This window comes from Halomonas sp. NCCP-2165 (assembly GCF_023708045.1).
Classification (GTDB): Bacteria; Pseudomonadota; Gammaproteobacteria; order Pseudomonadales; family Halomonadaceae; genus Bisbaumannia; species Bisbaumannia pacifica.
Genome location: NZ_BRCY01000010.1, coordinates 47,416 through 69,215, shown reverse-complemented (window position 1 = coordinate 69,215; position 21,800 = coordinate 47,416). Strand labels below are relative to the sequence as shown.

The following is a 21,800-nucleotide window of genomic DNA, read 5'->3' as shown; positions in this document are numbered from 1 at the left end:
AACCCATAGAAGGATCTCGACATGGTTCAGAGCAATCTCACCATCGGCTTTACCTTCGCCGTCTACCTGCTGGCGATGCTGGGGATCGGCATCGTCGCCTACCGGCGTACCAGCAACCTCTCCGACTACATCCTCGGGGGCCGCTCCCTGGGCCCCTGGACCTCGGCGATCTCCGCCGGGGCCTCGGACATGTCGGGCTGGCTGCTGCTGGGCCTGCCGGGAGCGGCCTATGTCAGCGGCATCTCGGCCAGCTGGATCGCCATCGGCCTGCTGATCGGCACCTGGCTCAACTGGCTGATCGTGGCCAAGCCGCTGCGCATCTACTCCTTCCGGGCCAGCGACTCCCTGACCCTGCCGGACTTCTTCGCCAACCGCTTCCGTGACAGGAGCCAACTGCTGCGGGTGATCTCGGCGATCTTTATCCTGGTGTTCTTCCTCTTCTACACCAGCTCCGGCCTGGTGGCCGGCGGGCGTCTGTTCGAGACCGTGTTCGGCCTCGACTACCGCATCGCCGTGACCGTGGGCACCCTGACCATCATCGCCTACACCTTTATCGGCGGCTTCCTGGCGGTCTCCTGGACCGACCTGATTCAGGGCCTGATGATGGCGGCGGCGCTGGCCATCGTGCCGATCATCGCCTTCGCCGACCTGGGGGGCACCAGTGGCGCCGGCGCGGCCCTGGCCGAGCAGAGCGAGTACATGCTCGCCTGGTTCCGGGACGCCTCCACCGGCCAGACCCTGTCGGTGATCGGTATCGTCAGCTCCCTGGCCTGGGGCCTGGGCTACTTCGGTCAACCGCATATCCTGGCACGCTTCGCCGCCATCCGCAGCGAGGACGATATCCCCACCGCTCGCACCATCGCCGTGAGCTGGACCGCGATCGCCCTGATCAGCTCCATGGCCGTGGGCCTGCTGGGGGTGGGCTTCGTCTCCCGGGAGCTGGGCGATGGCGAGACCGTCTTCATGGTGATGGTCAACCTGATCTTCCATCCGGTGATGGCCGGCATCCTGCTGGCGGCCATCCTGGCGGCGATCATGTCCACCGCCGACTCCCAGCTGCTGGTCTCCTCTTCGGCGCTGACCGATGACTTCTACAAGGCGCTGTTCCGCAAGGACGCCTCCCAGAACGAGCTGGTCTGGGTGGGGCGCTTCGCCGTGGTCGCCATCGCCGTGCTCGCCTACCTGCTGGCCCTGAACCCCGACTCCACCGTCCTCGATCTGGTCGCTTACGCCTGGGCCGGCTTCGGCGCCGCCTTCGGCCCGGCCCTGATCATGTCGCTGTTCTGGCGGCGCATGAACCAGTGGGGCGCCCTGGCGGGCATCGTCGTCGGCGGCGTGACCGTGGTCCTCTGGGCCGAGCTCTCCGGTGGTATCTTCGATCTCTACGAGATCGTCCCGGGCGTCATCTTCGCCTATATCGCCATCGTGGTGGCGAGCCTGGTCACCGCCGAGCCCTCCAAGGAGATCACCGACGAGTTCGATGCCATCAAGCGGGGCTGATGCCCGCCCTCAGACTCCGTCGACGCAACGGGCCGCCCTCGGGCGGCCCGTTGTCGTTGTGCCGGCTCCAATGCCCGCCAAATGGTGGCGCGGGACAAGTGGGCATCGACCTGGCCATCACCGATAACCTGATGCTCAATGGCGCCGTCAATTACGCCGACGTGGATACACGAATCAGCACCAGCGATGGCCAGTCCCTGGGCGAAGCCAAGGTCGACCCGCTGACCATCGGCGGCGGTGTCACGCTGCGCTTCTGATCGATCCCGCCGTCGACCGACGCTCCCCCTGCCAACCTACGCCGCCGGATGCGGCGTAGGCTTTTTCTTACTCCCGGCATCGACTTCCGCGTCTCGAGGCGTCGGCGATCTCCCTTTACCCTTGGGCCCCCTAATGCTCGTGGCCAGACTGGCCGACCTTCCAAGGAGGAACCCCATGCGCAACGCCAAGTGGCTCGCCAGCGCGCTCAGCGCCGCCACCCTGACCCTCGCCGCCCAGACCGCCCTCGCCTATGAGGCCGGCGACTTCTTCGTTCGCGGCGGTTTCGCCAAGACCGACTCCCACTCCGATATCGACCTGGTCGACCCGGGCAGTTTCCAGACCGAACTGGATATCCATGATGGCCGAGGCTTTACCTATGGCCTGGGCTACCTCTTCCACGACAAGTTCGGCGTCGAACTCGCCGGCAGCGAGCACATCAAGCATGACGCCTATCTCGGCGCCCCGGTGGATGTGGCGGGCAGCTTCCAGCGCCTGCCGGTCAACCTGATGGTCAACTACTACCCCCTGGGGGGCCTCGATTCCCGGGTCCAGCCCTATGTGGGCGCCGGGCTCAACTACACCAGCTTCTCGGACGAGCCGGCCGGCGTCGACATGGACGACTCCTATGGCGCCGTGGGCCAGATCGGCGTCGACCTGGCCATCACCGACAACCTGCTGCTCAATGGCTCGCTGAACTATGCCGAGGTGGGCAGCGATGTCTCCTACCTGGGAGAGGAGCTGGGCGAAGCCAAGCTCGATCCGCTGACCATCGGCGGCGGGGTCACGCTGCGCTTCTAAAGCGACGCTGTCCCCCTCTTGCATTGACGCCGGCCCCGGGCCGGCGTCCTGGTTTATGCCGAACAACCACCTGCATTTTTTGCTAGCAATCACCTATTGCGAGATAATATCGACCGTCAAATCACCCGAACATCGAATGTTCCCCACGCAGTAGGTACCTCTCCCGTGAAAACACGCCTCACCGGCCTCGAGCTGCTGGCGCTAGGTTTTATGACCTTCGCGCTCTTCCTCGGGGCCGGCAATATCGTCTTTCCGCCCCAGGTAGGCGTCGGCGCCGGCACCGCCTTCTGGCCCGCGGCCCTGGGCTTTCTGGCCACCGCCGTGGGCCTGCCGCTGCTCGGCATCCTCGCCGTGGCCAGGGTCGGCGGCGGCCTCGAGACCCTGACCGCCCCGCTCCCCCGCCTGGCCGCCCTCGTCTTCGGCCTGGGCATCTACCTGGCCATCGGCCCCCTCTTCGCCCTGCCGCGCACCGGCACCGTGGCCTTCGAGATGGGCATGCGCCCCTTCGTCTCGCTCTCCGATGGCACCGGCCTGGCCCTGCACTCGCTGCTGTTCTTCGGCCTGGCCACGCTACTGGCGCTGATGCCGGGGCGGCTGATGGACATCATCGGTAAATGGATCACGCCGCTGCTGATCCTGCTGCTGGGGCTGATCGCCCTGGCGACCCTGGTCGCCCCCCAGGGTCCCCTGGGCGAGACGCAGGCCGGCTGGCGGGCCGCGCCCTTCGCCGAGGGCTTTCGCAACGGCTACCTGACCATGGATACCCTCGCTTCCCTGGTCTTCGGCATCCTGATCGTGACCGCCATCCGCGACCGCGGCATCCGCGAGCCGCGCCTGATCGCCCGCTATACCCTGTGGGCGGGCATCATCGCCGCGATCTGCCTGGCCGCCGTCTACCTGCCGCTGACCTATATGGGGGCCACCAGCCACGAGCTCGCCGCCCAGGCCGGCAGCGGCGAGCTGATTCCCACCTATGTGGCGGCGCTGTTCGGCCCCTGGGGCCCGGTGCTGCTGGCGACGGTCATCACCCTGGCCTGCCTGACCACCGCCGTGGGCCTGCTGACCGCCTGCGGCGAGTACTTTCATGGGCTCTGGCCGCGACTTCCCTATCGCCTGTTGGTCATCGCCATGGGCGCCTTCGCCATCCTGGTGGCCAACCAGGGCCTGGAGACGCTGATCCGCGTCTCCATCCCGGTGCTGGTAATGCTCTACCCGCCGGCCATCGTGCTGATCCTGCTGTCGCTGATTCGTCCCTGGCTAGGCGACGCGCCGCGGGTCTTCACCTGCGCCCTGAGCCTGACCCTCGCCGCCAGCCTGCTGGATGGCCTGGTGGCCACCGAGCTGGCCGGTGTGGCGGATACCGCCCGCACCCTGCAGCAGTACCTGCCGCTCGGCGAGACCAGCTTCGGCTGGCTGCTGCCGGCGCTGGCCGGCACCTTGCTGGGGCTCGCCGCCAGCCGCCGTCAACGCCCCCTGGAAACCTGAACTTTCAGGAACTTGCGCTGGATCAATACCCCCGGGTGACGGCCTTGTCTTGGGTCAAGATTCGCCGTCGCCCGGGCGGGTAGCCTGGCGTCCTAGGCGTTTCCCGATACAGGAGTTCAGTCATGCGCAAGTCCTCTATGGTTTCCCTGCTCGCCGGCGGCCTGGCCGCCGCCACCCTGCTGACCAGCACCCAGGCCCTGGCCTATGGCGCCGGGGATCTCTACACCCGCCTGGGCATCGCCAAGGTGGCGCCCGAGAACGATAACGGCAGCCTGGCGGGTGGCACCGTCGCCGCCGACGTGCAGGACGAGAACGGCTTCGCCTTTACCCTGGGCTACCGTTTCCACGACAAGCTGGGGGTAGAGCTGCTGGCGGCGCTGCCCTTCGAGCATGACATCGACCTCAACGGCGCCACCCTGGCCTCCACCCAGCACCTGCCGCCCACCCTGACCCTGCAGTACTACCCGCTGGGCGGCACCGAGGCACGGGTCCAGCCCTATGTGGGCGCCGGCATCAACTACACCCACTTCTCCGAGGAATCCAGCGCCCTGGGCGACCTGGACCTGGATGACTCCTGGGGCGCCGCCGGCCAGCTGGGGGTGGACCTGCTGATCGACGAGCACTGGGCGCTCAACGCCGCGGCCTGGTACCTGGATATCGATGCCGATGCCACCCTGAATGGCGCCGATATCGGCACCGTCACTATCGATCCCTGGGTGGTGATGGGCGGCATCGGCTTCCGCTACTGAGCTCCCGCCGGAACGACTCGGGCCCGCCAAGATGGCGGGCCCGAGTCGTTGTCATGCGCCGAGCGGTGAATTACCGGGGGCTATGCCGGGATAGCCCCAGTTGGGCCAGGGTCGACTCATCCAGATCGGCCACCGCTTCCACCCGCGCCAGCTCGGCATGGTAGCCCGGGCTCAGGAAGGGCTCACCGGCCAGCAGGTGCTCCAGATACTCGCGCGCCGGTCGCAGGCGCTCGGCGGTGGTCCCCGGGGCCGCCAGATAGACCCAGGCGTCCCGGGCCCCCTCCGCGGTATGGATCGGCAGGCGCCGCCGCAGATACTCGTGGGGATGTCCCTCGAAGGGATCCATGGCCTCGATCTGGGCCGGGGACATCAGCTCGAACAGCGCCCCCTCCACGCGGCTACCCGGTGTCACCACCACATTGGCATGGGCGATGCCCGGCACGCGGGACGCCTTGTCGAAGGTCAGCCGGTAGTCCCGCAGCACCCCGGCCAGGGCGCGTCGCGTCGATCCGCGCCGCCACCCGGGCGACGTTCATATTGCTGCCGTAGGCGAAGTAGTAGGGCATTCAGTCGGCCTCGTTGATCACCCGGTCCACCTCCTCGATGGCCTTGACCACTAGCAGCAGGTTGCTGGCCCTGACGCCGGACTGCTTGAGATAGACCTCGGCGGCGGGGGCCACCTCGCAGTTGGGTGGCAAGGACCCTTCGGCCTCGACCACCGCGGAGAGCCGGGCGATAAACACATAACGCAGCCACTGGGGCAGCTCCATGGTATCGAGGCAGAACGGCTGCTGGCTGTCGAAGGCCGAGGCGGGGGGGCGGCTCGCCGACCAGAGGTCGGCGGCCTTGAGGGTCGCCTCGAGGCGTTCCAGGGCGTGATCGAGCTCCTGATAAACCGTCATACTGTCTCCGCGCTTGGGCTATTTCCCCAATTATCCCAGCCAGGACGGCCCCTGGCCATCCCGCGACCCACCGCGGCGGGCTGGCGCAGCCAGTTTTCGGACAAGGCTTAGGGCACGGCGGCCTGCTGGGCGGCCAACACCTTGCGCAAAAACTCCCGGGTGCGCGGGTCCCGGGGCTCGCTGAACAGCCGCGCCGGCGGCCCCTGCTCGACGATGCGCCCGCCCTCCATGAAGATCACCCGATCCGCCACGTCGCGGGCGAAGCCCATCTCGTGACTGACCACCAGCATGGTCTGACGCTCGGCGGCCAGTTGCTTCATCAGCCCCAGCACCTCCTCCACCCACTCCGGGTCCAGCGCCGAGGTGGGCTCGTCGAAGAGGATCACCTCGGCCTGGGCGGCCATGGCGCGACCGATCCCCACCCGCTGCTGCTGCCCCCCGGAGAGGGAGGCGGGGTAGGCATCGGCCTTGTCCGCCAGGCCGATGCGTTCGAGGATCTCCCGGGCCCGGGCATGGGCCCTGGCCTTGGGCCAGCGGTTGACCACGATCAGGCCCTCGGCGATGTTCTCCAGGGCGGTCTTGTTGGCGAACAGCGCATAGTTCTGGAACACGAAGGCGGTGCTGCGGCGCAGGGCCAGGATCTCCCGGCGGCTGACCTTCTGGGTATCGAGGCGCAGCTCGCCCACTTCCAGGTACCCCGCGTCCGGGCGCTCCAGGAAGTTGAGGCAGCGCAGCAGGGTCGACTTGCCGGTGCCCGAGGGCCCGATCACCACGATGATCTCGCCCTGCTGGATCTCCAGGTCGATGGCGTCCAGCACCAGGCTGTCGCCGAAGCGCTTGGTGAGTCCCTGTACTCGAATCATCGCTGATAGGCCTCGTTGAGTCGCGCCTCGAGCCGTCGCTGCAGCCAGGCCAGGAGTTCGACGATGCCCCAGTAGAGCAGCGCCACGGTGATAAAGGCCTCGAAATAGAGGAAACTCCCCGCCGCTTCCTTCTGGGTGGCCCCCATCAGCTCGGTGACCCCCAGGGTAAAGGCCAGGGAGGTGGCCTTGATCATGTCGATGAAGTAATTCATCAGGGTGGGCACCGCCACCCGGGTCGCCTGGGGCAGCACGATGCGCCGCATCAGTTGCCCCCGAGTCATGCCGATGGCCAACGCCGCCTCCGTCTGGCTGCGATCGACGCCGACGATGGCGGCGCGGATCGACTCCGCCATATAGGCGGCGAAGTGCAGGGTCAGGCCCATGATGGCGGCGGTGATGCCGTTGATCTGGGTCAGGGCACTGAAGATCTGCGGCAGGCCATAGTAGAAGAGGAACAGCTGCACCAGCAGCGGCGTGCCGCGGAAGAAGGAGATAAACAGCAGGGTCGCGCCGTTCAGCCCGGGAATCCTCAGCACCCGCACCACCGCCAGGGCACAGGCCAACGCCAGCGCCAATACCATGCCGAGCGCCGCCATCTGCAGGGTCAGGGGCAGATAGCGCAGCAGGATCGGCAGCAGCTCGACCATATAGCCGACGTCAAGAATGGCCATGGGGCCCTCCGCTTAGGGACGGGTGATATCGGTACCGAACCAGCGCTCGGAGATCTCCGCCAGGCGCCCCTGCTCGCGCAGCGTCGCCAGGGCGGCGTCGACCCGCTCGCGCCACTCGCGACCCGCCTCGTCATCGCGGAACGGCAGGGCATTGCGAATCTCGGAGAAGGGCTGGCCGGCCAGCTGCAACGGCAGCGGCGTTTCCTGGATCACCTGGCTGGCGCTGACCCGATCCATCACGAAGGCATCCACCCGTCCCAGGGCGGTGTCCTGCTCGATATTGCTCTCGTAGGTGCGAATATCGATCTCATCGGCGAAGGGCAGCTCGCGCAGCAGCTGCTCGTAATTGGAGCCCAGGTTGACCGCTACCTGCTTGCCGCGCAGGTCCTCGACGCCGCTCACCTCGTCGTTGCCACGACGCGTCACCACCTGGGCCCCGTCATAGACATAAGGCGCGGTAAACAGGTACTTGGCTTCCCGCTCTTCGGTGATGGTGATCTGGTTGGCGATGGTATCGATCCGCCCCGACTCCAGCATGCCGAACAGGCCGGAGAAGTTGGCGGTGACGAAGTTCACCTCGACGTCCAGCACCTCGGCCACGGCCTCCATGACATCCACCTCGAAGCCCTGCAGGACGTCCTGACGCACGAAGGTGAAGGGAAAGTAGCCGCCGGACATGCCGACACGCAGTTCATCGGCACTGTCCTGGGCCTGGGCCAGGCCACCGATGGCCAGACCGGCGCCGAGCAGGGTAGCGAGAGTAAGCGAACGCAACATGGGAATCTCCTGACAAGGAAATAATTTTAAGTAATAAAAATTATAATAGCTTATGCCTCTCAGAAAAATGCCCCGCCGGCTGATCGCCGTCCTGTCCCCCGGGGAAAACCCACAGAAGCCCTGAATCAGCCTGTGGATAACCCCTGGACAAGGCGCGCATCGCGAGCCGCCACGCCGCTCCCCGCCACGCGATCAATTCTTGATCATCCACGCGGCATCGGGTGCCGTGAATTTCCTCGCGCCCCCCGGCTGACAAGGCTCCCCACCCGCGGTACAGTGCGCCACTCAGACGGGGAGGAGCCACCATGACGCCGATTCACAGCCTGCACGATTTCTTCACCCGCAGCGGTGCCGAGGTGCGCCTCTACCACCTGGGGCGTCGGGTGACTCCCCTGACGATGGCGGAGCTGGCCCGCTTCGAGGCGCTGGAGACGCCCTGGGCCGAGCCCTGGCAGGGCCAGGCCAGGCTGGCCTGCGTCTTCACCCTGGGCGATGCCCCGGAGCCATTGATCTGGTTCCTGGCCCTGCCCCTGGACGAGCAGGGGCTGCTGTCGCCGGCGCCCAGGGACGCCTTTATCCAGCGCCTGCTGGAGACCCTGGGGCGCAACGTGCAGCGCCTCGGCGAGGCCCGCGACGAGGCCGATCACCTGATGCGCGACAACCCCCTGGCCTTTACGCCCTCCCTGCCCTTCCAGGCCCTGCTGCATGCCCGCGCCAGCCACGACCTGGAGCGCCCCGCCAGCCAGCACCTGGAACTGGTGGAGGATTACCTGGCCGGCGAGCAGGCCGGCCACTGGCAGTCCCTGGGACTGCAGGGCCTGGCGGACTTCGCGGTACGCCACGACGATGCCCAGGCCCGGCAGCTGGCATCGCGTCTGCCCCGGCTACCGGTGGAGGTCTTGCGTCCCCTGTGCCAGTGTCTAGAACATGTGGTGATCCCCACCGAGCTGGCACTGGCCCTGCGCCAACGCGGTGAACAGGCCGCCGAGGCCGGTGACCTGGAGACCCTGTGTGACTGCCTGCGCGCCCAGAGTCGTGGCCCGGCGGAGCCGGTGGCGGCCTGGTACGACGCCCTGCTGGCGGACCCCCATGCCTGCGGCCCCGACCTGCTGGCGGCCATGGCGGCCCGGGGCTGGGAGACCCTGGAGGACGGCCAACGCCTGCCGCGCTACCTGGCCCGACTGGCGGAGGCCCCCCAGGCCGACTTCACCGCCCTGGCGAGGGACCTGGCGTTGATCCCCCGGCTGCGCCTGCCGGTGCTGATGACCCTGCGTCAGGCGCCCCCCGAGTCGCCCATCGCCGCCCGCCTGGGTGGCCTGCGGCGCGACCATTGAGCCCGGCAAGGAGACGGCGATGAAAGAGCTACCCTATGCGGTCAAGGCGGTGATCGGCCGCCGCGAGATGGTCACCCTGCCCCAGTTGGGGCTGAGTTTCTGCTGCAAGGTCGATACCGGGGCGCGCACCTCCTCGCTGCATGCCGAGGATATCGAATCCTTCGAGGAGGACGGCCACGTCTGGGTCAGCTTTACCACCCGGGCCGGCGGTCCCTCCAGCCCAGCGCACCCGTTCAAGCTGCACCTCCATGATCGCCGTCAGGTGACCAGCTCCAATGGCCAGGCCGAGTGGCGCTATGTGATCCGCACCCCCATGCGCCTGGGCGAGCTGGAATTTCCCGTGCAGCTGTCCCTGACCCATCGCGGCAACATGCGCCACCCCATGCTGCTGGGGCGCCGCGCCATGCGTGGCCTGCTGATCGCCCCCGGCGCCACTTTCCTCCACGGTGAGCCCTGACGGGCACGGAGATCCTTGATGCATATCGCCCTGCTGTCGCGTAACCGCAACCTCTACTCCACCCGTCGCCTGGTGGAAGCGGCCGAGCAACGCGGCCACACGGCCCGGGTGGTGGACACCCTGCGCTGCTACATGAATATCGCCTCGCACCGCCCCTCGATTCACTACAAGGGCGAGGAGATCGAGCCCTTCGATGCGGTGATCCCGCGCATCGGCGCCTCGGTGACCTTCTACGGCTGCGCGGTGCTGCGCCAGTTCGAGATGATGGGCACCTATGTGCTCAATGACTCGGTGGCCATCACCCGCTCCCGGGACAAGCTGCGCTCCCTGCAGCTGCTCTCCCGCAAGGGGCTGGGCCTGCCGATCACCGGCTTCGCCCATTCGCCGGACGATATCCCCGACCTGATCACCATGGTCAAGGGCGCCCCCCTGGTGATCAAGCTGCTGGAGGGGACCCAGGGGATCGGCGTGGTGCTGGCGGAGACCAACCAGGCCGCCGAGTCGGTGATTCAGGCCTTTATGGGCATGAAGACCAATATCATGGTCCAGGAGTACATCAAGGAGGCCAAGGGCGCCGATATTCGCTGCCTGGTGATCGGCGACAAGGTGGTGGCCTCCATGAAGCGCCAGGCCGCCGAGGGCGAGTTCCGCTCCAACCTGCATCGCGGGGGTACCGCCAGCGTGATCCGCATCACCCCGGAAGAGCGCTCCACGGCGATTCGCGCCGCCAAGGCCATGGGGCTTCGGGTCGCGGGTGTCGACCTGCTACGCTCCAACCATGGGCCGGTCATCATGGAGGTCAATTCCTCGCCGGGACTGCAAGGCATCGAGGCGGCCACCGGCAAGGACATCGCCAGACTGATCATCGAGCACCTGGAGAAGCACGCCGCCCCGGCTCGCAAGGTGCCGCCCAAGCCCAAGGGATAAGCGACAGGCGCCAAAGTAGCGATTTGTTGCCCTATCTCGAGGCCGCGGGGCGGTGGCCGATACCAAAGGTGCATAAAGCACAAAATATTGTCCCAGGGGGGTAGAAAAACAGTGTTTCCCCCCGCACAATCTGCGTCACCGGAGGAGGTGACTGCTCATGTTTCTCGATAATCGCCAGGTGGCGATGGACAGCGTGCTGGAAGCGCTGGCCGATAGTCTCGACTACTTCCAGGACAATCAGGAGCGCCTGCGCCCGACCCTGCGCGATAAACTCAAGCCCCACTATGAGCAGCGCCACACGGACCTCCAGGAGCTGCGGGAGATGGCCCGCAAGTACCTGCGCATCCTGCCCCGGGACGCCGACGTGGAGCGGGACGACTACCTGTGGCTATGGAGTCGCTTGAAGAGCTTCGTGGGCAACGACTGCCAGGTGCTGATCAACGAGCTGCTGGAGCAGGAGCGGGGCCTGATGCAGTCCCTGGCGACCCTCTACACGCACCCCCTGCCGGACGCCATCGAGCCACTGATCGAACGCTGCCTCAAGGGCTGCCGCGCGCTGATCCGCGAGCTCTACCGGCTGCAGAAACAGCGCCGCTAGGGTGCCGCCGAAGACGACGCAGGCCCGCCAATCATGGCGGGCCTGCGTCATTGGGGCGCCTCGTCCTTTCCTCTGGCTTACGCCTATCGACCCAATGGCATCACCGGTAGGGAATCCTGCCGACTAGAGAGCGACGCCGTCTTCCTCGATCGACGCCTCTCCCTGCGGCGTCACCGGCAGGGGTTCCAGGGGCCCCAGAAAATGGGGGGCCCGCCCCCACACATAGAGATCCCCCAGGGTGCCCAGGCGCGCCAGCCACTCGCGCAGCCGTAGCCGCCAGAGCCCATCCACCGGGCGGGTCGGTGCCACGCACCCCCACGCCTGAAGCCCCAGGGCATCGGCGATCAACAGGGCCCGGGGCAGGTGCCAATCCTGAGTGATCAGCACGGCCTGCTCGACGCCGAAGACGTCCCGCGCCCGCGCCAGGGTGTCATAGGTACTGAAGCCGGCGAAATCCATGGTCATGGCCTCGGCCGGCACCTGGCGGGCGCTCAGCGCCTGCCACATGGCCTGGGGTTCGTTATAGAAGCGGGTCCGGTTATCGCCGGAGATCAGCAGGTGTTCCACCCGCTCCAGGCGCACCAGTCGGGCGGCGGCGTTCATGCGTGCCGCGAAGTGGGGATTGGGGCGACCGCCGCGGGTCCAGCGGGAGGTGCCGAAGACGATGCCCACCGGGGCGGCCAGGCACCGAGACAGCTCGGGCTCGATCTGTTGCCGCGTCTGCTGCAGCACCCAGGCATTGCCCGCCACCAACAGCAAAAGCGCCAGGAGGAGCCCCCCTCCCAGCGCCATCAGACCGATCTTAAGGACGCCTATTGCCCTTCGCCGCATCACCGCTCCTACGCCCTAACCGAAAACTGTCTGCGCTCGCCCATACGGCGTTAAAAATCGGCTCAAAGTACTCATTTACACCGCGTAAACTCCATCTTTTCGCCGATTTTTGCCTTGCGACCCACAGGGAGGCGGGAAGTGCGTGGGCCCGTCGGGAACGGGCCTAGCCTGGCCATCGCTCGCCGACTTTTCAGACAGAGCTTAGAACATGCCAAGTTCCAGCTTGGCCTCGTCGCTCATCATCTCACGGCTCCAGGGCGGATCGAAGACGATATCCACGTGCACCTGGCTGATCTGCGGCGCGCCGAGGATCTTGTTGCGGGCATCCGCGGCGATCACGTCGCCCATGCCGCAGCCCGGGGCGGTCAGGGTCATGCGAATGGTGACGATCCGCTCGCCGCTGATCAGCCGCTCGATACGGCAGCCATAGACCAGGCCCAGCTCGACGATATCGACGGGGATCTCCGGATCGAAGCAGGTGCGTAACTGCTCCCACACGAAGGCCTCGATCTCGTCATCCGTGGCGTCCTCGGGCAGGGTGGGTCGCGGCAGGGCCTCGAGTCCCAGGGCATCCAGGTTGGCGCCCTCCACCAGGTAGAGGCGTCCCTCATGGGCCACGCTCACCGAGCTGCCCTTGGCCTGCATCACCGAGACGACGCTGTCCTCGGGCAGGGTGATGGTCTTGCCGAAGGGGATGGAGATCACCGCCACGTCCCGCTGCAGCGGCAGCTCCTGCCCCTTGTGCAAGCCCTCCAGTTGTTCCATCGCCGACATCTCCCGCTCCTCTGATGTTCGCTTAGCGCACCATGCCGATCACCCGCTCCAGGGCGGCCACGAAGGCGTCCACCTCGTCGAGGGTGTTGTAGGCGGCGAAGGAGGCGCGACAGGTCGCATCGACGCCGAACTGGGCCAGCAGCGGCTGGGCGCAGTGGTGACCGGTGCGGATCGCTACCCCCAGTTGATCGATCAGCAGGCCGATATCCTGGGCATGGGCCCCCTCCACCACGAAGGAGAGCACCCCGGCCTTGTCCGGAGCGGTGCCGAGCAGGCGCAATCCATCGATGCGCGACACCCCCTGGGTAGCACGCCGCAGCAACTGGTCTTCCCAGGCGCCGATGGCCTCGAGGCCGGTGGCGGTGACCCAGTCCAGGGCCGCGCCCAGGGCCACGCCCTCGGCGATGGCCGGGGTGCCGGCCTCGAACTTGTGGGGCACCGGGGCATAGGTGGTACCGGCCTCGAAGGAGACGGTGGCGATCATCTCGCCGCCGCCCTGCCAGGGACGCATCGCCTCGAGCAGCTCGAGGCGCCCGTAGAGGGCGCCGATGCCGGTAGGGCCATACACCTTGTGACCGGAGAAGGCGTAGAAGTCGGCGCCGAGGGCCTGGACGTCCACCACCTGGTGCGGGGTCGCCTGGGCGCCATCCACCAGGATCAGGGCACCATGGCGATGGGCCTCCTCGGCCAGCTCGCGCACCGGATTGATGGTGCCGAAGGCGTTGGAGACATGGTTCACCGCCACCAGCCTGGTGCGCTCGCCGAACAGGGCCCGGTAGGCGGCGAGGTCCAGCACGCCGCGTTCGTCCACCGGGATCACCTTGACGACGATGCCGAGCTCCTCGGCCAGCAGCTGCCAGGGCACGATATTGGAGTGGTGCTCCATGCGCGACACCAGCACCTCGTCGCCGGCGCGCAGGTGGGACCGCCCCCAGCCATTGGCCACCAGGTTGATGGCCTCGGTGGTGCCCCGGGTGAAGACGATCTCGCGGCGATCGGCGGCGCCCAGGAAGTCGCGAACCTTGTCGCGGCTGCCCTCGTAGGCGGCGGTGGCCTCGTCGGCCAGGGTATGCAGGCCGCGATGGATATTGGCATTGAGCCGCCGGTAGTAGTCATCCAGGCAGTCGATGACCTGGATCGGCGTCTGGCTGGTGGCGGCGTTATCCAGATAGATCAGCGGCTTGCCATGGACCTCCCGATCGAGGATCGGGAAGTCGCGGCGCACCCGGGCCACATCCAGCACGGTCGCCTCGGCGGGCGCGGCGAGATCGCTCATGGCTTACTCCTCGTGCAGGGCCACGGCGGCTTCCACCAGCCCGGCCAGGTTGAAACGCTCCGGCAGCTTGCCGGCCACGGCCAGCTCGACCCGCTCGGCCACGGCATCGATGGCCACCTGCTCCATCACCTCGCCGGCGAAGGCCAGGGTCAGCAGGCCCCGGGCGGTGGCTTCGTCGATGCCCCGGGCACGCAGGGCGAAGACCGCTTCCTCGTCGAGCTGACCGGTGGTGGCACCATGGGAGCACTTGACGTCGTCGGCGTAGATCTCGAGCTCCGGCTTGGTATCGATCTCGGCCCGGTCGGAGAGCAACAGGTTGGCGTTGTTCTGGTGGGCCTCGATCTTCTGGCTGTCGCGCTTGACGACCACCCTGCCGTTGAAGATGCCCCGGGCGCGGTCGTCGAGGATGCCCTTGTAGTTCTCATTGGAGAAGGTCAGGGGCGCGTTATGGTTGGCCAGGGTATGGGTATCCAGCAACTGGCGCCCCTGGCCGAAGAACAGGCCGAAGAAGTTGGCCTCGGCGCCCTGGCCGTTGAGGTCGCTGACGATATCGTTGCGCGCCAGGGCCCCGCCCAGGTTGAGGTTGAACGAGGTGAAGCGGCTGTCCCGGGCCTGATCCACATGCAGGCTGGCGATGTGGTGATCGGTCTGGGGCAGCTCCTGGAGCTTGTAGTGGGTGAGGATGGCGCCCCGCTCCAGCAGCACCTCGCTGACCAGGTTGGAGAAGTTGGCGGCGCCCTCCTCGCCCACCTGATGCTCGATCAGGGTCGCCTGGCTGCGTGCGCCGGCCATTACCAGCACCCGCGGATGGCTCATCCGCGGCGTCGCCCCGGCGCTGGAGAGAAACTGCAGGACGATGGGGCGCTCCACCACCGCGCCGGGGGCCAGGCGAATCACCGCGCCCTCCTCGGCGAAGGCGGTGTTGAGGGCCGTGAAGGGCGAGAAGTCGACCCCGGCCAGGCGCCCCAGGGCGCCGCCCACCGCCTCGTGATTGGCGGCCAGGGCCTGGGAGAGCGGCTCGACGCCGACCCCGGCGGGCAGCTCGCCCAGGTCGGAGAGGGCCGGGGCGAAGACGCCGTCGACGAAGCTCAGGCGATGGGCCGCGATGGGCAGGGTCAGGGCGGCGGCGCTGGCCGGCGAGAAGTCCGCCGACTCGGCCAGGGCGAAGTCGCCCCGGGCGATGCCGCGCACGTCGGTGTATTTCCAGGCCTCCACCTTGCGGTCCGGGAAGCCGAGTGCCTCGAAGCGGGCCGCCCCCGCCTGGCGCCGGGCGGCGATCCAGGTGGGCTCGGCGCCGCGGGCCGCGGCGCGCTCGCTCAGGCGGTCGAGAAAGCCTTGTACCTCACTCATGCCGCGGACTCCTCCAGCACCCAGTCATAGCCCCGTGCCTCGAGCTCCTTGGCCAGCTCGGCATCGCCGGACTTGACGATGCGGCCATCCACCAGCACATGCACCACATCGGGGGTGATATGGTCGAGCAGGCGCTGGTAGTGGGTGACCATCAGGATGGCGCGATCGGCGGCGCGCAGGGAGTTGACGCCGTCGGCCACCACCTTCATGGCATCGATGTCGAGGCCGGAGTCGATCTCGTCGAGCAGCGCCAGCTTGGGCTGCAGCACCAGCATCTGCAGGATCTCGTTGCGCTTCTTCTCGCCGCCGGAGAAGCCCTCGTTGACGGCGCGCTGCAGGAAGCTGGCGTCCATCTTCATAAAGGCGATCTTCTCCTTGATCAGCTTCATGAATTCCGGCGCCGGGATCTCGCCCAGGCCCTCGGCCTCGCGCTTGGCGTTGAGGGCCGCCTTGAGCAGGTAGATGTTCTTCACCCCGGGAATCTCCACCGGGTACTGGAAGCCCAGCAGCAGGCCGGCCCGTGCGCGCTCCTCGATCTCCATCTCCAGCACGTCCTGGCCGTCGAAGGTGATGCTGCCCTGGGTCACCTCATAGCCCTCCTTGCCGGCGATCACCGCCGAGAGGGTCGACTTGCCGGCGCCGTTGGGGCCCATGATGGCGTGCACCTGGCCCGCCGCGACGGTGAGGTTGAGGCCCTTGAGGATATGCTTGCCCTCGACCGTGACGTGGAGATCCTTGACTTCGAGCATCGTGACTACCTTTTGATCTGGCCAGCCGCCGCGGCGACTGGGGAAAATGGTTGACTCTTTGTGCCTTAGGCGCGTTATAAGCGACGGTTTGGGACGAGCCTCGCGAGGGAAGCCTTTCGCCCGCCGAAGCGGGCTCCTACAGGAGGCCGGCGTCGCGCAGCCGTCTCCTTAACCCACGGCGCCTTCCAGGGTGACATTAAGCAGGGCCTCGGCCTCCACCGCGAACTCCATCGGCAGCTCCTGGAAGACGTCCTTGCAGAAGCCGTTGACGATCATGCTCACCGCGTCCTCCTCGGAGATACCCCGGCTCTGGCAATAGAAGAGCTGGTCCTCGCCGATCTTCGAGGTGGTGGCCTCGTGCTCCACGGTGGCGGTGGCGTTGCCGATCTCCTGGTAGGGGAAGGTGTGGGCGCCGCACTGGTCGCCGATCAGCAGGGAGTCGCACTGGGTGAAGTTGCGCGCGCCCTTGGCCCGCGGCCCCACCTTGACCAGGCCCCGGTAGGCCTGGTTGCTGCGGCCGGCGGAGATCCCCTTGGAGATGATGCTGGAGCGGCTGCCCTCGCCCAGGTGGATCATCTTGGTGCCGGTATCGGCCTGCTGGCGGCCGTTGGTCACCGCCACCGAGTAGAACTCGCCGATGCTGTCCTTGCCGCGCAGCACGCAGGAGGGGTACTTCCAGGTGATGGCGGAGCCGGTCTCGACCTGGGTCCAGCTGATCCGCGAGCGGTCACCGCGGCAGTCGCCGCGCTTGGTGACGAAGTTGTAGATGCCGCCCTTGCCGTCCTCGTCGCCGGGGTACCAGTTCTGCACCGTGGAGTACTTGATATAGGCGTCCTCCAGGGCCACCAGCTCGACCACCGCGGCGTGGAGCTGGTTCTCGTCGCGCTGGGGCGCGGTGCAGCCCTCCAGGTAGGAGACCTGGGCGCGGCTCTCGCAGACGATCAGGGTGCGCTCGAACTGGCCGGTGTTGGCGGCGTTGATGCGGAAGTAGGTGGACAGCTCCATGGGGCAGGTCACGCCTTCCGGGACGAAGACGAAGGAGCCGTCGGTGAAGACCGCCGAGTTGAGGGCTGCGAAGTAGTTGTCCGAGGTGGGCACCACGGTGCCCAGGTACTGCTTGACCAGCTCCGGGTGCTCGCGGATCGCCTCGGAGATGGAACAGAAGATCACCCCGGCCTCGGCCAGCTTCTCCTTGAAGGTGGTGGTCACCGACACCGAGTCGAAGACCGCGTCCACCGCCACCCCGGCCAGCGCCGCCCGCTCGTGCAGGGGGATGCCCAGCTTCTCGTAGGTCTCGAGCAGCTTGGGGTCGACCTCGTCGAGGCTCTGGGGACGATCCTCGGGCTTCTTGGGGGCGCTGTAGTAGGAGATCGCCTGATAGTCGATGGGCGGATAATCGAGGTGCGCCCAGGAGGGCGGCGTCATCTTCAGCCATTGATGGTAGGCCTTGAGACGCCACTCGAGCATCCACTCCGGCTCGCCCTTCTTCTGGGAGATAAAGGCGATGGTGCCCTCGTCGAGACCGGGCGGCACCGTATCGCTCTCGATATCGGTCACGAAGCCCTGCTTGTAGTCGCGACGGACCAGCTGTTCCATTTCCTCACTAGCCATGGTCTTTCCCCCTCCCGGGCGGTTGCGTTCGAGCCCTTTGGGCAATTCAGGTGTCGGCGGTGGCGCCCAGATCGATGCTCTGGATGGGCAGCCGGACCGGTAATTTGATGGGCGCGGTCTGGGCCAGGTGGGCCAGGGTCACGCTGTCGAGCAGGGTGCGCACCGCCAGCGAGACCCGCTGCCAGTTGTCGGCCACCCCGCAGGTGTCGAGCAGGTCGCAGTCGCCATCGCTCTGACTGCACTCGGTCATGGCCACAGGGCCCTCGATGGCGGTGATGATATCGATGGCGGTGATCTCGTGGGCCGGCCGCGCCAGGCGATAGCCGCCCTGGGCGCCGCGCTGGGACTCCAGGAGTCCCGCCTTGACCAGCATCTTCAGGGTCTTGCTGACGGTGGGATGCGGCAGCTTCACCGCCTCGGCCAGCTCCGCCGCCGCATGGGGCTGTTGCGGTTGGCGGGCGATCTGGGCCATCACCACCGCGGCGTAGTCGGTCAGCCTGGAGAGCTTCATCATGCCGTTGTCTCTACCCCCGTGACGGGCACCCCTCAGGCGCCCCGCTCGAATTGGGTACCATTTTAGTCCTCTATGGTTCGGCTTGTGAAGAGGGGCGACGCAAAACGCCATGATCGACGCCGGTTCGACGGCGTTCGAATCATTAACGCCAATTATTCTCATTGGCAACGCCTATCGACCGCCCACGAAAAAGGGCGCCCGGAGGCGCCCTCTTCAAGTAGATCTTCCAGCAGCAACCAACTCGGAGCTACCCCGGGTCAGGTCACGCGAAGACGCTGCGAACCCTTCCCTGGGCGCTCGACTTTTTCGTCCCTGAAAAAGACGCTTCGCTTTGCCCTGCCCCGGCGCTCCTCACCAGTCAGCCTTACCCCTCGAACGGGTTGCGCAGCACGACGGTCTCGTTGCGGCCCAACTCGGTGGAGAGGATATCGGTCTGGAGAGAGTGCCCACAGGGCACCCTCTCGTCGACCAGCCGGCCCCGGCGGATCAGCCCTCGAACGGGTTGCGCAGCACGATGGTCTCGTTGCGGTCCGGGCCGGTGGAGATGATATCGGTCTGGAGAGAGTGCCCACAGGGCACCCTCTCGTCGACCAGCCGGCCCCGGCGGATCAGCCCTCGAACGGGTTACGCAGCACGATGGTCTCGTTGCGATCCGGGCCGGTGGAGATGATGTCGATGGGCGTGCCCACCTGCTGCTCCAGGTAGCGGATATAGGCACGGGCGTTCTCCGGCAGGTCTTCCAGGCGCTTGGCACCCAGGGTCGACTCGCTCCAGCCCGGCAGGTCCTCGTAGACCGGCTCGATGGCCTCGTACCCCTCGGAGTCCACCGGGGCGTCCAGGACATCGCCGTCCTTGCTGCGATAGCCCACGCAGACGCGGATGTTTTCCAGGCCATCGAGGACGTCGAGCTTGGTCAGGCAGAGGCCGGAGACGGAGTTGATCTGCACCGCATGGCGCAGGGCCACCGCGTCGAACCAGCCACAGCGGCGGGCACGGCCGGTGGTGGCACCGAACTCGTGACCCTTCTCCGCCAGATGGCGGCCGAACTCATCGAACAGCTCGGTGGGGAAAGGCCCGGAGCCGACCCGGGTGGTGTAGGCCTTGGTGATGCCCAGCACGTAATCCAGGTAGAGGGGACCCACGCCGGAGCCGGTGGCGGTGCCGCCGGCGGTGGTGTTGGAGCTGGTCACGAAGGGGTAGGTGCCGTGGTCGATATCCAGCAGCGAGCCCTGGGCGCCCTCGAAGAGGATGTTCTCGCCCTTCTTGCGGAAGTCGTGCACCAGGCTGACCGCGTCGCAGACCATCGGACGCAGCTCCTCGACCATCTCCATGGCCTCGTCCAGCACCTGCTGGAAGTCCACCGGGGCCTCGCCGTGGTACTGGGTCAGCACGAAGTTATGGTAATCCAGGACTTCGCCGAGCTTGGAGGCGAAGCGCTCGCGATGCAGCATGTCGCCCAGGCGCAGGCCGCGACGCGCCACCTTGTCCTCGTAGGCCGGGCCGATGCCGCGGCCGGTGGTGCCGATCTTGGCCACGCCACGCGCCTTCTCCCGGGCCTGATCCAGGCGCACATGATAGGGCAGGATCAGCGGACAGGAGGGCGACAGGCGCAGGCGCTCGCGCACCGGCACACCCTTGACCTCCAGCTCGCGGATCTCCTTGATCAGCGCCTCCGGCGACAGCACCACGCCGTTGCCGATCACGCAGGTCTTGTCGTCGCGCAGGATCCCGGAGGGAATCAGGTGCAGGACGGTCTTCTCCCCGTCGATGACCAGGGTGTGGCCGGCATTATGGCCACCCTGGAAGCGCACCACGGCGCTGGCCGACTCGGTCAGCAGGTCGACGACCTTGCCCTTGCCTTCATCACCCCACTGGGTGCCCAGTACGACTACGTTCTTGCCCATTGCTCTCGTCTCTTGATCGAAGAATCCGCCAATGGCACCCCGGCGGCGTCGGCGCAACTCACGCGACGGATACCGGGGGCCTCGCATTCCGTTCAGGCCAGGGGGGAGACCTGCCAATCCTCGCCCAGGCGCACCAGCCGGCGATTGCAGCGGTGCTCGGCCGGGCCGGTTCGCTGACCGGGCAGCGCCTGGATCACCCGCTCGCCATCCTGGCGCAGCCGCGCCACCACCTCGGCCAGGGTCGCGTCCTCCTCGGCGGGGGCCCAGATGCCATCGCAGGGGGGCTCGTCCACCGCCAGGGAGGCCAGCAGCTTGAGGTCCATGGAGAAGCCGGTGGCCGGACGCGCGCGCCCGAAGACCCGCCCGGTATCATCATAGCGCCCGCCCTTGGCCAGCGCCTGACCATAGCCCGGCACATAGGCGGCGAACATCATGCCGGTGTGGTACTGATAACCGCGCAGCTCGGCCAGGTCGAAGTAGAGGGTCACCTGCGGGTAATCGGCGGCCACCCCGGCACACAGCTCGCGCAGCTGATCCAGGGCGGCACCCACCGGGGCCGGGGCCTCGGCGAAGGCCTCGCGGGCCTGCTCGAGCACCTCGGGACCGCCATGCAGGTGAACCAGCGCCAGGAACATCTCGGCCAGGGCCGGATCCTCGACGCTCTCGGCGACCCGTGCCGCCACTTCGCCCGGCGACTTCAGCTCCAGGGCCTCGAAGAGCGCCCGCTCGCGGGCCGGCTCCAGGTCGGCGGCCTGTACCAGGCTGCGATAGATGCCGATATGCCCCAGGGCCAGGTGCATCTCGTCCGCCCCGGCGGCGGAGAGCGATCCCAGGGCCAGACGCAGGACCTCCAGGTCGGCCTCGAGGCCGGCATGGCCGAACAGCTCCAGCCCCACCTGCACCGGACTGCGACCGCCCTGATGCTGGTCGGCGGTAGCACGCAGCACATTGGTGCAGTAGCAGAGCCGCACCGGGCCCTGGCGATGCAGGGAGTGGGCGTCCATGCGCGCCACCTGGGGAGTGACGTCGGCGCTGACGCCCATCATGCGGCCGGTCAGCTGGTCGGTGAGCTTGAAGGTCTGCAGCTCCAGGTCGGTGCCGGTACCGGTCAACAGGGAGTCGAGGAACTCCACGGGCGGCGGCATCACCTGGTCATAGCCCCAGCGATGATAGAGATCGAGCAGCGCGCGACGCAGCTCCTCCATCCGCGCCGCCTGAGGCGGCAGCACTTCGTCCATGCCGTCGGGAAGCAGCCAGCGGTCAGCGATGGTCATGTGTTCTGTCCTGCCAGTATTCGTTGGCCCGGGCGCGACGCGGCCACGTGCCGCCCGATAAGAAGGCCGGAAGAAGGCCCGGCATCAGCCTGCCGGGCCCCGTAGGGAGTCGGTTTCTGGCCCGGGATACGCCGATCTCGGGCCACAAAAAAACCGGGCCACGCCCGGTTTCGGGAGTCTACCACGTTTGGCCCCGGG

General features: G+C 67.2%; 23 protein-coding genes. 9 read left to right on the top strand and 14 right to left on the bottom strand.

Translation table 11 applies throughout. The features are described from left to right. The first annotated feature begins 21 nt into the window (after positions 1-21). From putP to NFU04_RS07230, 5 genes are all read left to right on the top strand, one after another. Positions 22-1,500 (top strand): sodium/proline symporter PutP, encoded by a 1,479-nt coding sequence (gene putP, locus NFU04_RS07250; protein ID WP_251308837.1) that lies wholly within the window; start codon positions 22-24, stop codon positions 1,498-1,500. Between the two features lie 98 nt (positions 1,501-1,598). Further along, complete coding sequence (locus NFU04_RS16490) at positions 1,599-1,757, top strand: OmpW family outer membrane protein (protein WP_251308836.1); 159 nt, start codon at positions 1,599-1,601, stop codon at positions 1,755-1,757. Positions 1,758-1,932: 175 nt separating this feature from the next. Continuing rightward, positions 1,933-2,556 (top strand): OmpW/AlkL family protein, encoded by a 624-nt coding sequence (locus NFU04_RS07240; RefSeq protein ID WP_251308835.1) that lies wholly within the window; start codon positions 1,933-1,935, stop codon positions 2,554-2,556. Positions 2,557-2,721: 165 nt separating this feature from the next. Continuing rightward, positions 2,722-4,041, top strand: a complete 1,320-nt coding sequence (gene brnQ / locus NFU04_RS07235; RefSeq protein WP_251308834.1) for a branched-chain amino acid transport system II carrier protein — start codon at positions 2,722-2,724, stop codon at positions 4,039-4,041. A gap of 122 nt (positions 4,042-4,163) precedes the next feature. Beyond that, entirely contained in the window at positions 4,164-4,790 is a 627-nt protein-coding gene (locus tag NFU04_RS07230) for an OmpW/AlkL family protein (RefSeq protein WP_251308833.1), read from the top strand. A gap of 70 nt (positions 4,791-4,860) precedes the next feature. On the opposite strand, the gene NFU04_RS07225 is transcribed toward NFU04_RS07230, so the two are convergent. From NFU04_RS07225 to NFU04_RS07205, 5 genes are all read right to left on the bottom strand, one after another. Beyond that, a complete protein-coding gene (locus tag NFU04_RS07225) occupies positions 4,861-5,274 on the bottom strand; it encodes a gamma-glutamylcyclotransferase family protein (RefSeq protein WP_251308832.1) in 414 nt (137 codons plus the stop codon). Positions 5,275-5,356: 82 nt separating this feature from the next. After that, positions 5,357-5,692, bottom strand: a complete 336-nt coding sequence (locus tag NFU04_RS07220; protein ID WP_251308831.1) for a YqcC family protein — start codon at positions 5,690-5,692, stop codon at positions 5,357-5,359. A 107-nt stretch (positions 5,693-5,799) separates the two neighbouring features. Continuing rightward, a complete protein-coding gene (locus NFU04_RS07215; protein WP_251308830.1) occupies positions 5,800-6,555 on the bottom strand; it encodes an amino acid ABC transporter ATP-binding protein in 756 nt (251 codons plus the stop codon). Next, a complete protein-coding gene (locus NFU04_RS07210) occupies positions 6,552-7,226 on the bottom strand; it encodes an amino acid ABC transporter permease (RefSeq protein WP_146804532.1) in 675 nt (224 codons plus the stop codon). Before NFU04_RS07210 ends, NFU04_RS07215 begins: the two co-directional genes overlap by 4 nt. 12 nt (positions 7,227-7,238) lie before the next feature. After that, positions 7,239-8,003: an amino acid ABC transporter substrate-binding protein gene (locus NFU04_RS07205; protein ID WP_251308829.1), complete on the bottom strand. Its 765-nt coding sequence runs from the start codon at positions 8,001-8,003 to the stop codon at positions 7,239-7,241. A 305-nt stretch (positions 8,004-8,308) separates the two neighbouring features. Between NFU04_RS07205 and NFU04_RS07200 the strand changes: the two genes are divergently transcribed. From NFU04_RS07200 to NFU04_RS07185, 4 genes are all read left to right on the top strand, one after another. Further along, on the top strand, positions 8,309-9,337 hold the full coding sequence (locus tag NFU04_RS07200) for a DUF3549 family protein (protein WP_251308828.1): 1,029 nt from the start codon (positions 8,309-8,311) through the stop codon (positions 9,335-9,337). 19 nt (positions 9,338-9,356) lie between these two features. Continuing rightward, positions 9,357-9,794 carry an ATP-dependent zinc protease family protein gene (locus NFU04_RS07195; protein ID WP_251308827.1) on the top strand — a complete coding sequence of 146 codons (438 nt, stop codon included), beginning with the start codon at positions 9,357-9,359 and terminating at the stop codon, positions 9,792-9,794. Positions 9,795-9,812: 18 nt separating this feature from the next. Beyond that, positions 9,813-10,721, top strand: coding sequence for a 30S ribosomal protein S6--L-glutamate ligase (gene rimK / locus NFU04_RS07190; RefSeq protein WP_251308826.1), 909 nt, complete (start codon positions 9,813-9,815; stop codon positions 10,719-10,721). A 157-nt stretch (positions 10,722-10,878) separates the two neighbouring features. Then, positions 10,879-11,319 carry a hypothetical protein gene (locus tag NFU04_RS07185; protein ID WP_251308825.1) on the top strand — a complete coding sequence of 147 codons (441 nt, stop codon included), beginning with the start codon at positions 10,879-10,881 and terminating at the stop codon, positions 11,317-11,319. 123 nt (positions 11,320-11,442) lie between these two features. Here NFU04_RS07185 and NFU04_RS07180 read toward each other — a convergent pair whose 3' ends face one another. The 9 genes from NFU04_RS07180 to NFU04_RS07140 form a co-directional block, all read right to left on the bottom strand. Further along, positions 11,443-12,111 (bottom strand): SanA/YdcF family protein, encoded by a 669-nt coding sequence (locus NFU04_RS07180; RefSeq protein ID WP_251308824.1) that lies wholly within the window; start codon positions 12,109-12,111, stop codon positions 11,443-11,445. Positions 12,112-12,351: 240 nt separating this feature from the next. After that, positions 12,352-12,915 carry a putative Fe-S cluster assembly protein SufT gene (sufT, locus tag NFU04_RS07175; RefSeq protein ID WP_371832427.1) on the bottom strand — a complete coding sequence of 188 codons (564 nt, stop codon included), beginning with the start codon at positions 12,913-12,915 and terminating at the stop codon, positions 12,352-12,354. A 31-nt stretch (positions 12,916-12,946) separates the two neighbouring features. Further along, positions 12,947-14,200, bottom strand: a complete 1,254-nt coding sequence (locus NFU04_RS07170; protein ID WP_251308823.1) for a cysteine desulfurase — start codon at positions 14,198-14,200, stop codon at positions 12,947-12,949. Positions 14,201-14,203: 3 nt separating this feature from the next. Further along, positions 14,204-15,550: a Fe-S cluster assembly protein SufD gene (gene sufD, locus NFU04_RS07165; protein WP_251308822.1), complete on the bottom strand. Its 1,347-nt coding sequence runs from the start codon at positions 15,548-15,550 to the stop codon at positions 14,204-14,206. Then, a complete protein-coding gene (gene sufC / locus NFU04_RS07160; protein ID WP_195860133.1) occupies positions 15,547-16,299 on the bottom strand; it encodes a Fe-S cluster assembly ATPase SufC in 753 nt (250 codons plus the stop codon). The genes sufD and sufC overlap by 4 nt, the downstream gene beginning before the upstream one ends. Positions 16,300-16,467: 168 nt before the next feature. Continuing rightward, positions 16,468-17,910: a Fe-S cluster assembly protein SufB gene (gene sufB / locus NFU04_RS07155; protein WP_146803296.1), complete on the bottom strand. Its 1,443-nt coding sequence runs from the start codon at positions 17,908-17,910 to the stop codon at positions 16,468-16,470. A 46-nt stretch (positions 17,911-17,956) separates the two neighbouring features. After that, entirely contained in the window at positions 17,957-18,424 is a 468-nt protein-coding gene (locus NFU04_RS07150; protein ID WP_146803295.1) for an SUF system Fe-S cluster assembly regulator, read from the bottom strand. 608 nt (positions 18,425-19,032) lie between these two features. Further along, positions 19,033-20,328, bottom strand: a complete 1,296-nt coding sequence (locus NFU04_RS07145) for an adenylosuccinate synthase (protein ID WP_251308821.1) — start codon at positions 20,326-20,328, stop codon at positions 19,033-19,035. Between the two features lie 92 nt (positions 20,329-20,420). Then, positions 20,421-21,602 (bottom strand): ATP phosphoribosyltransferase regulatory subunit, encoded by a 1,182-nt coding sequence (locus tag NFU04_RS07140; RefSeq protein WP_251308820.1) that lies wholly within the window; start codon positions 21,600-21,602, stop codon positions 20,421-20,423. Between the last annotated feature and the right edge of the window lie 198 nt (positions 21,603-21,800).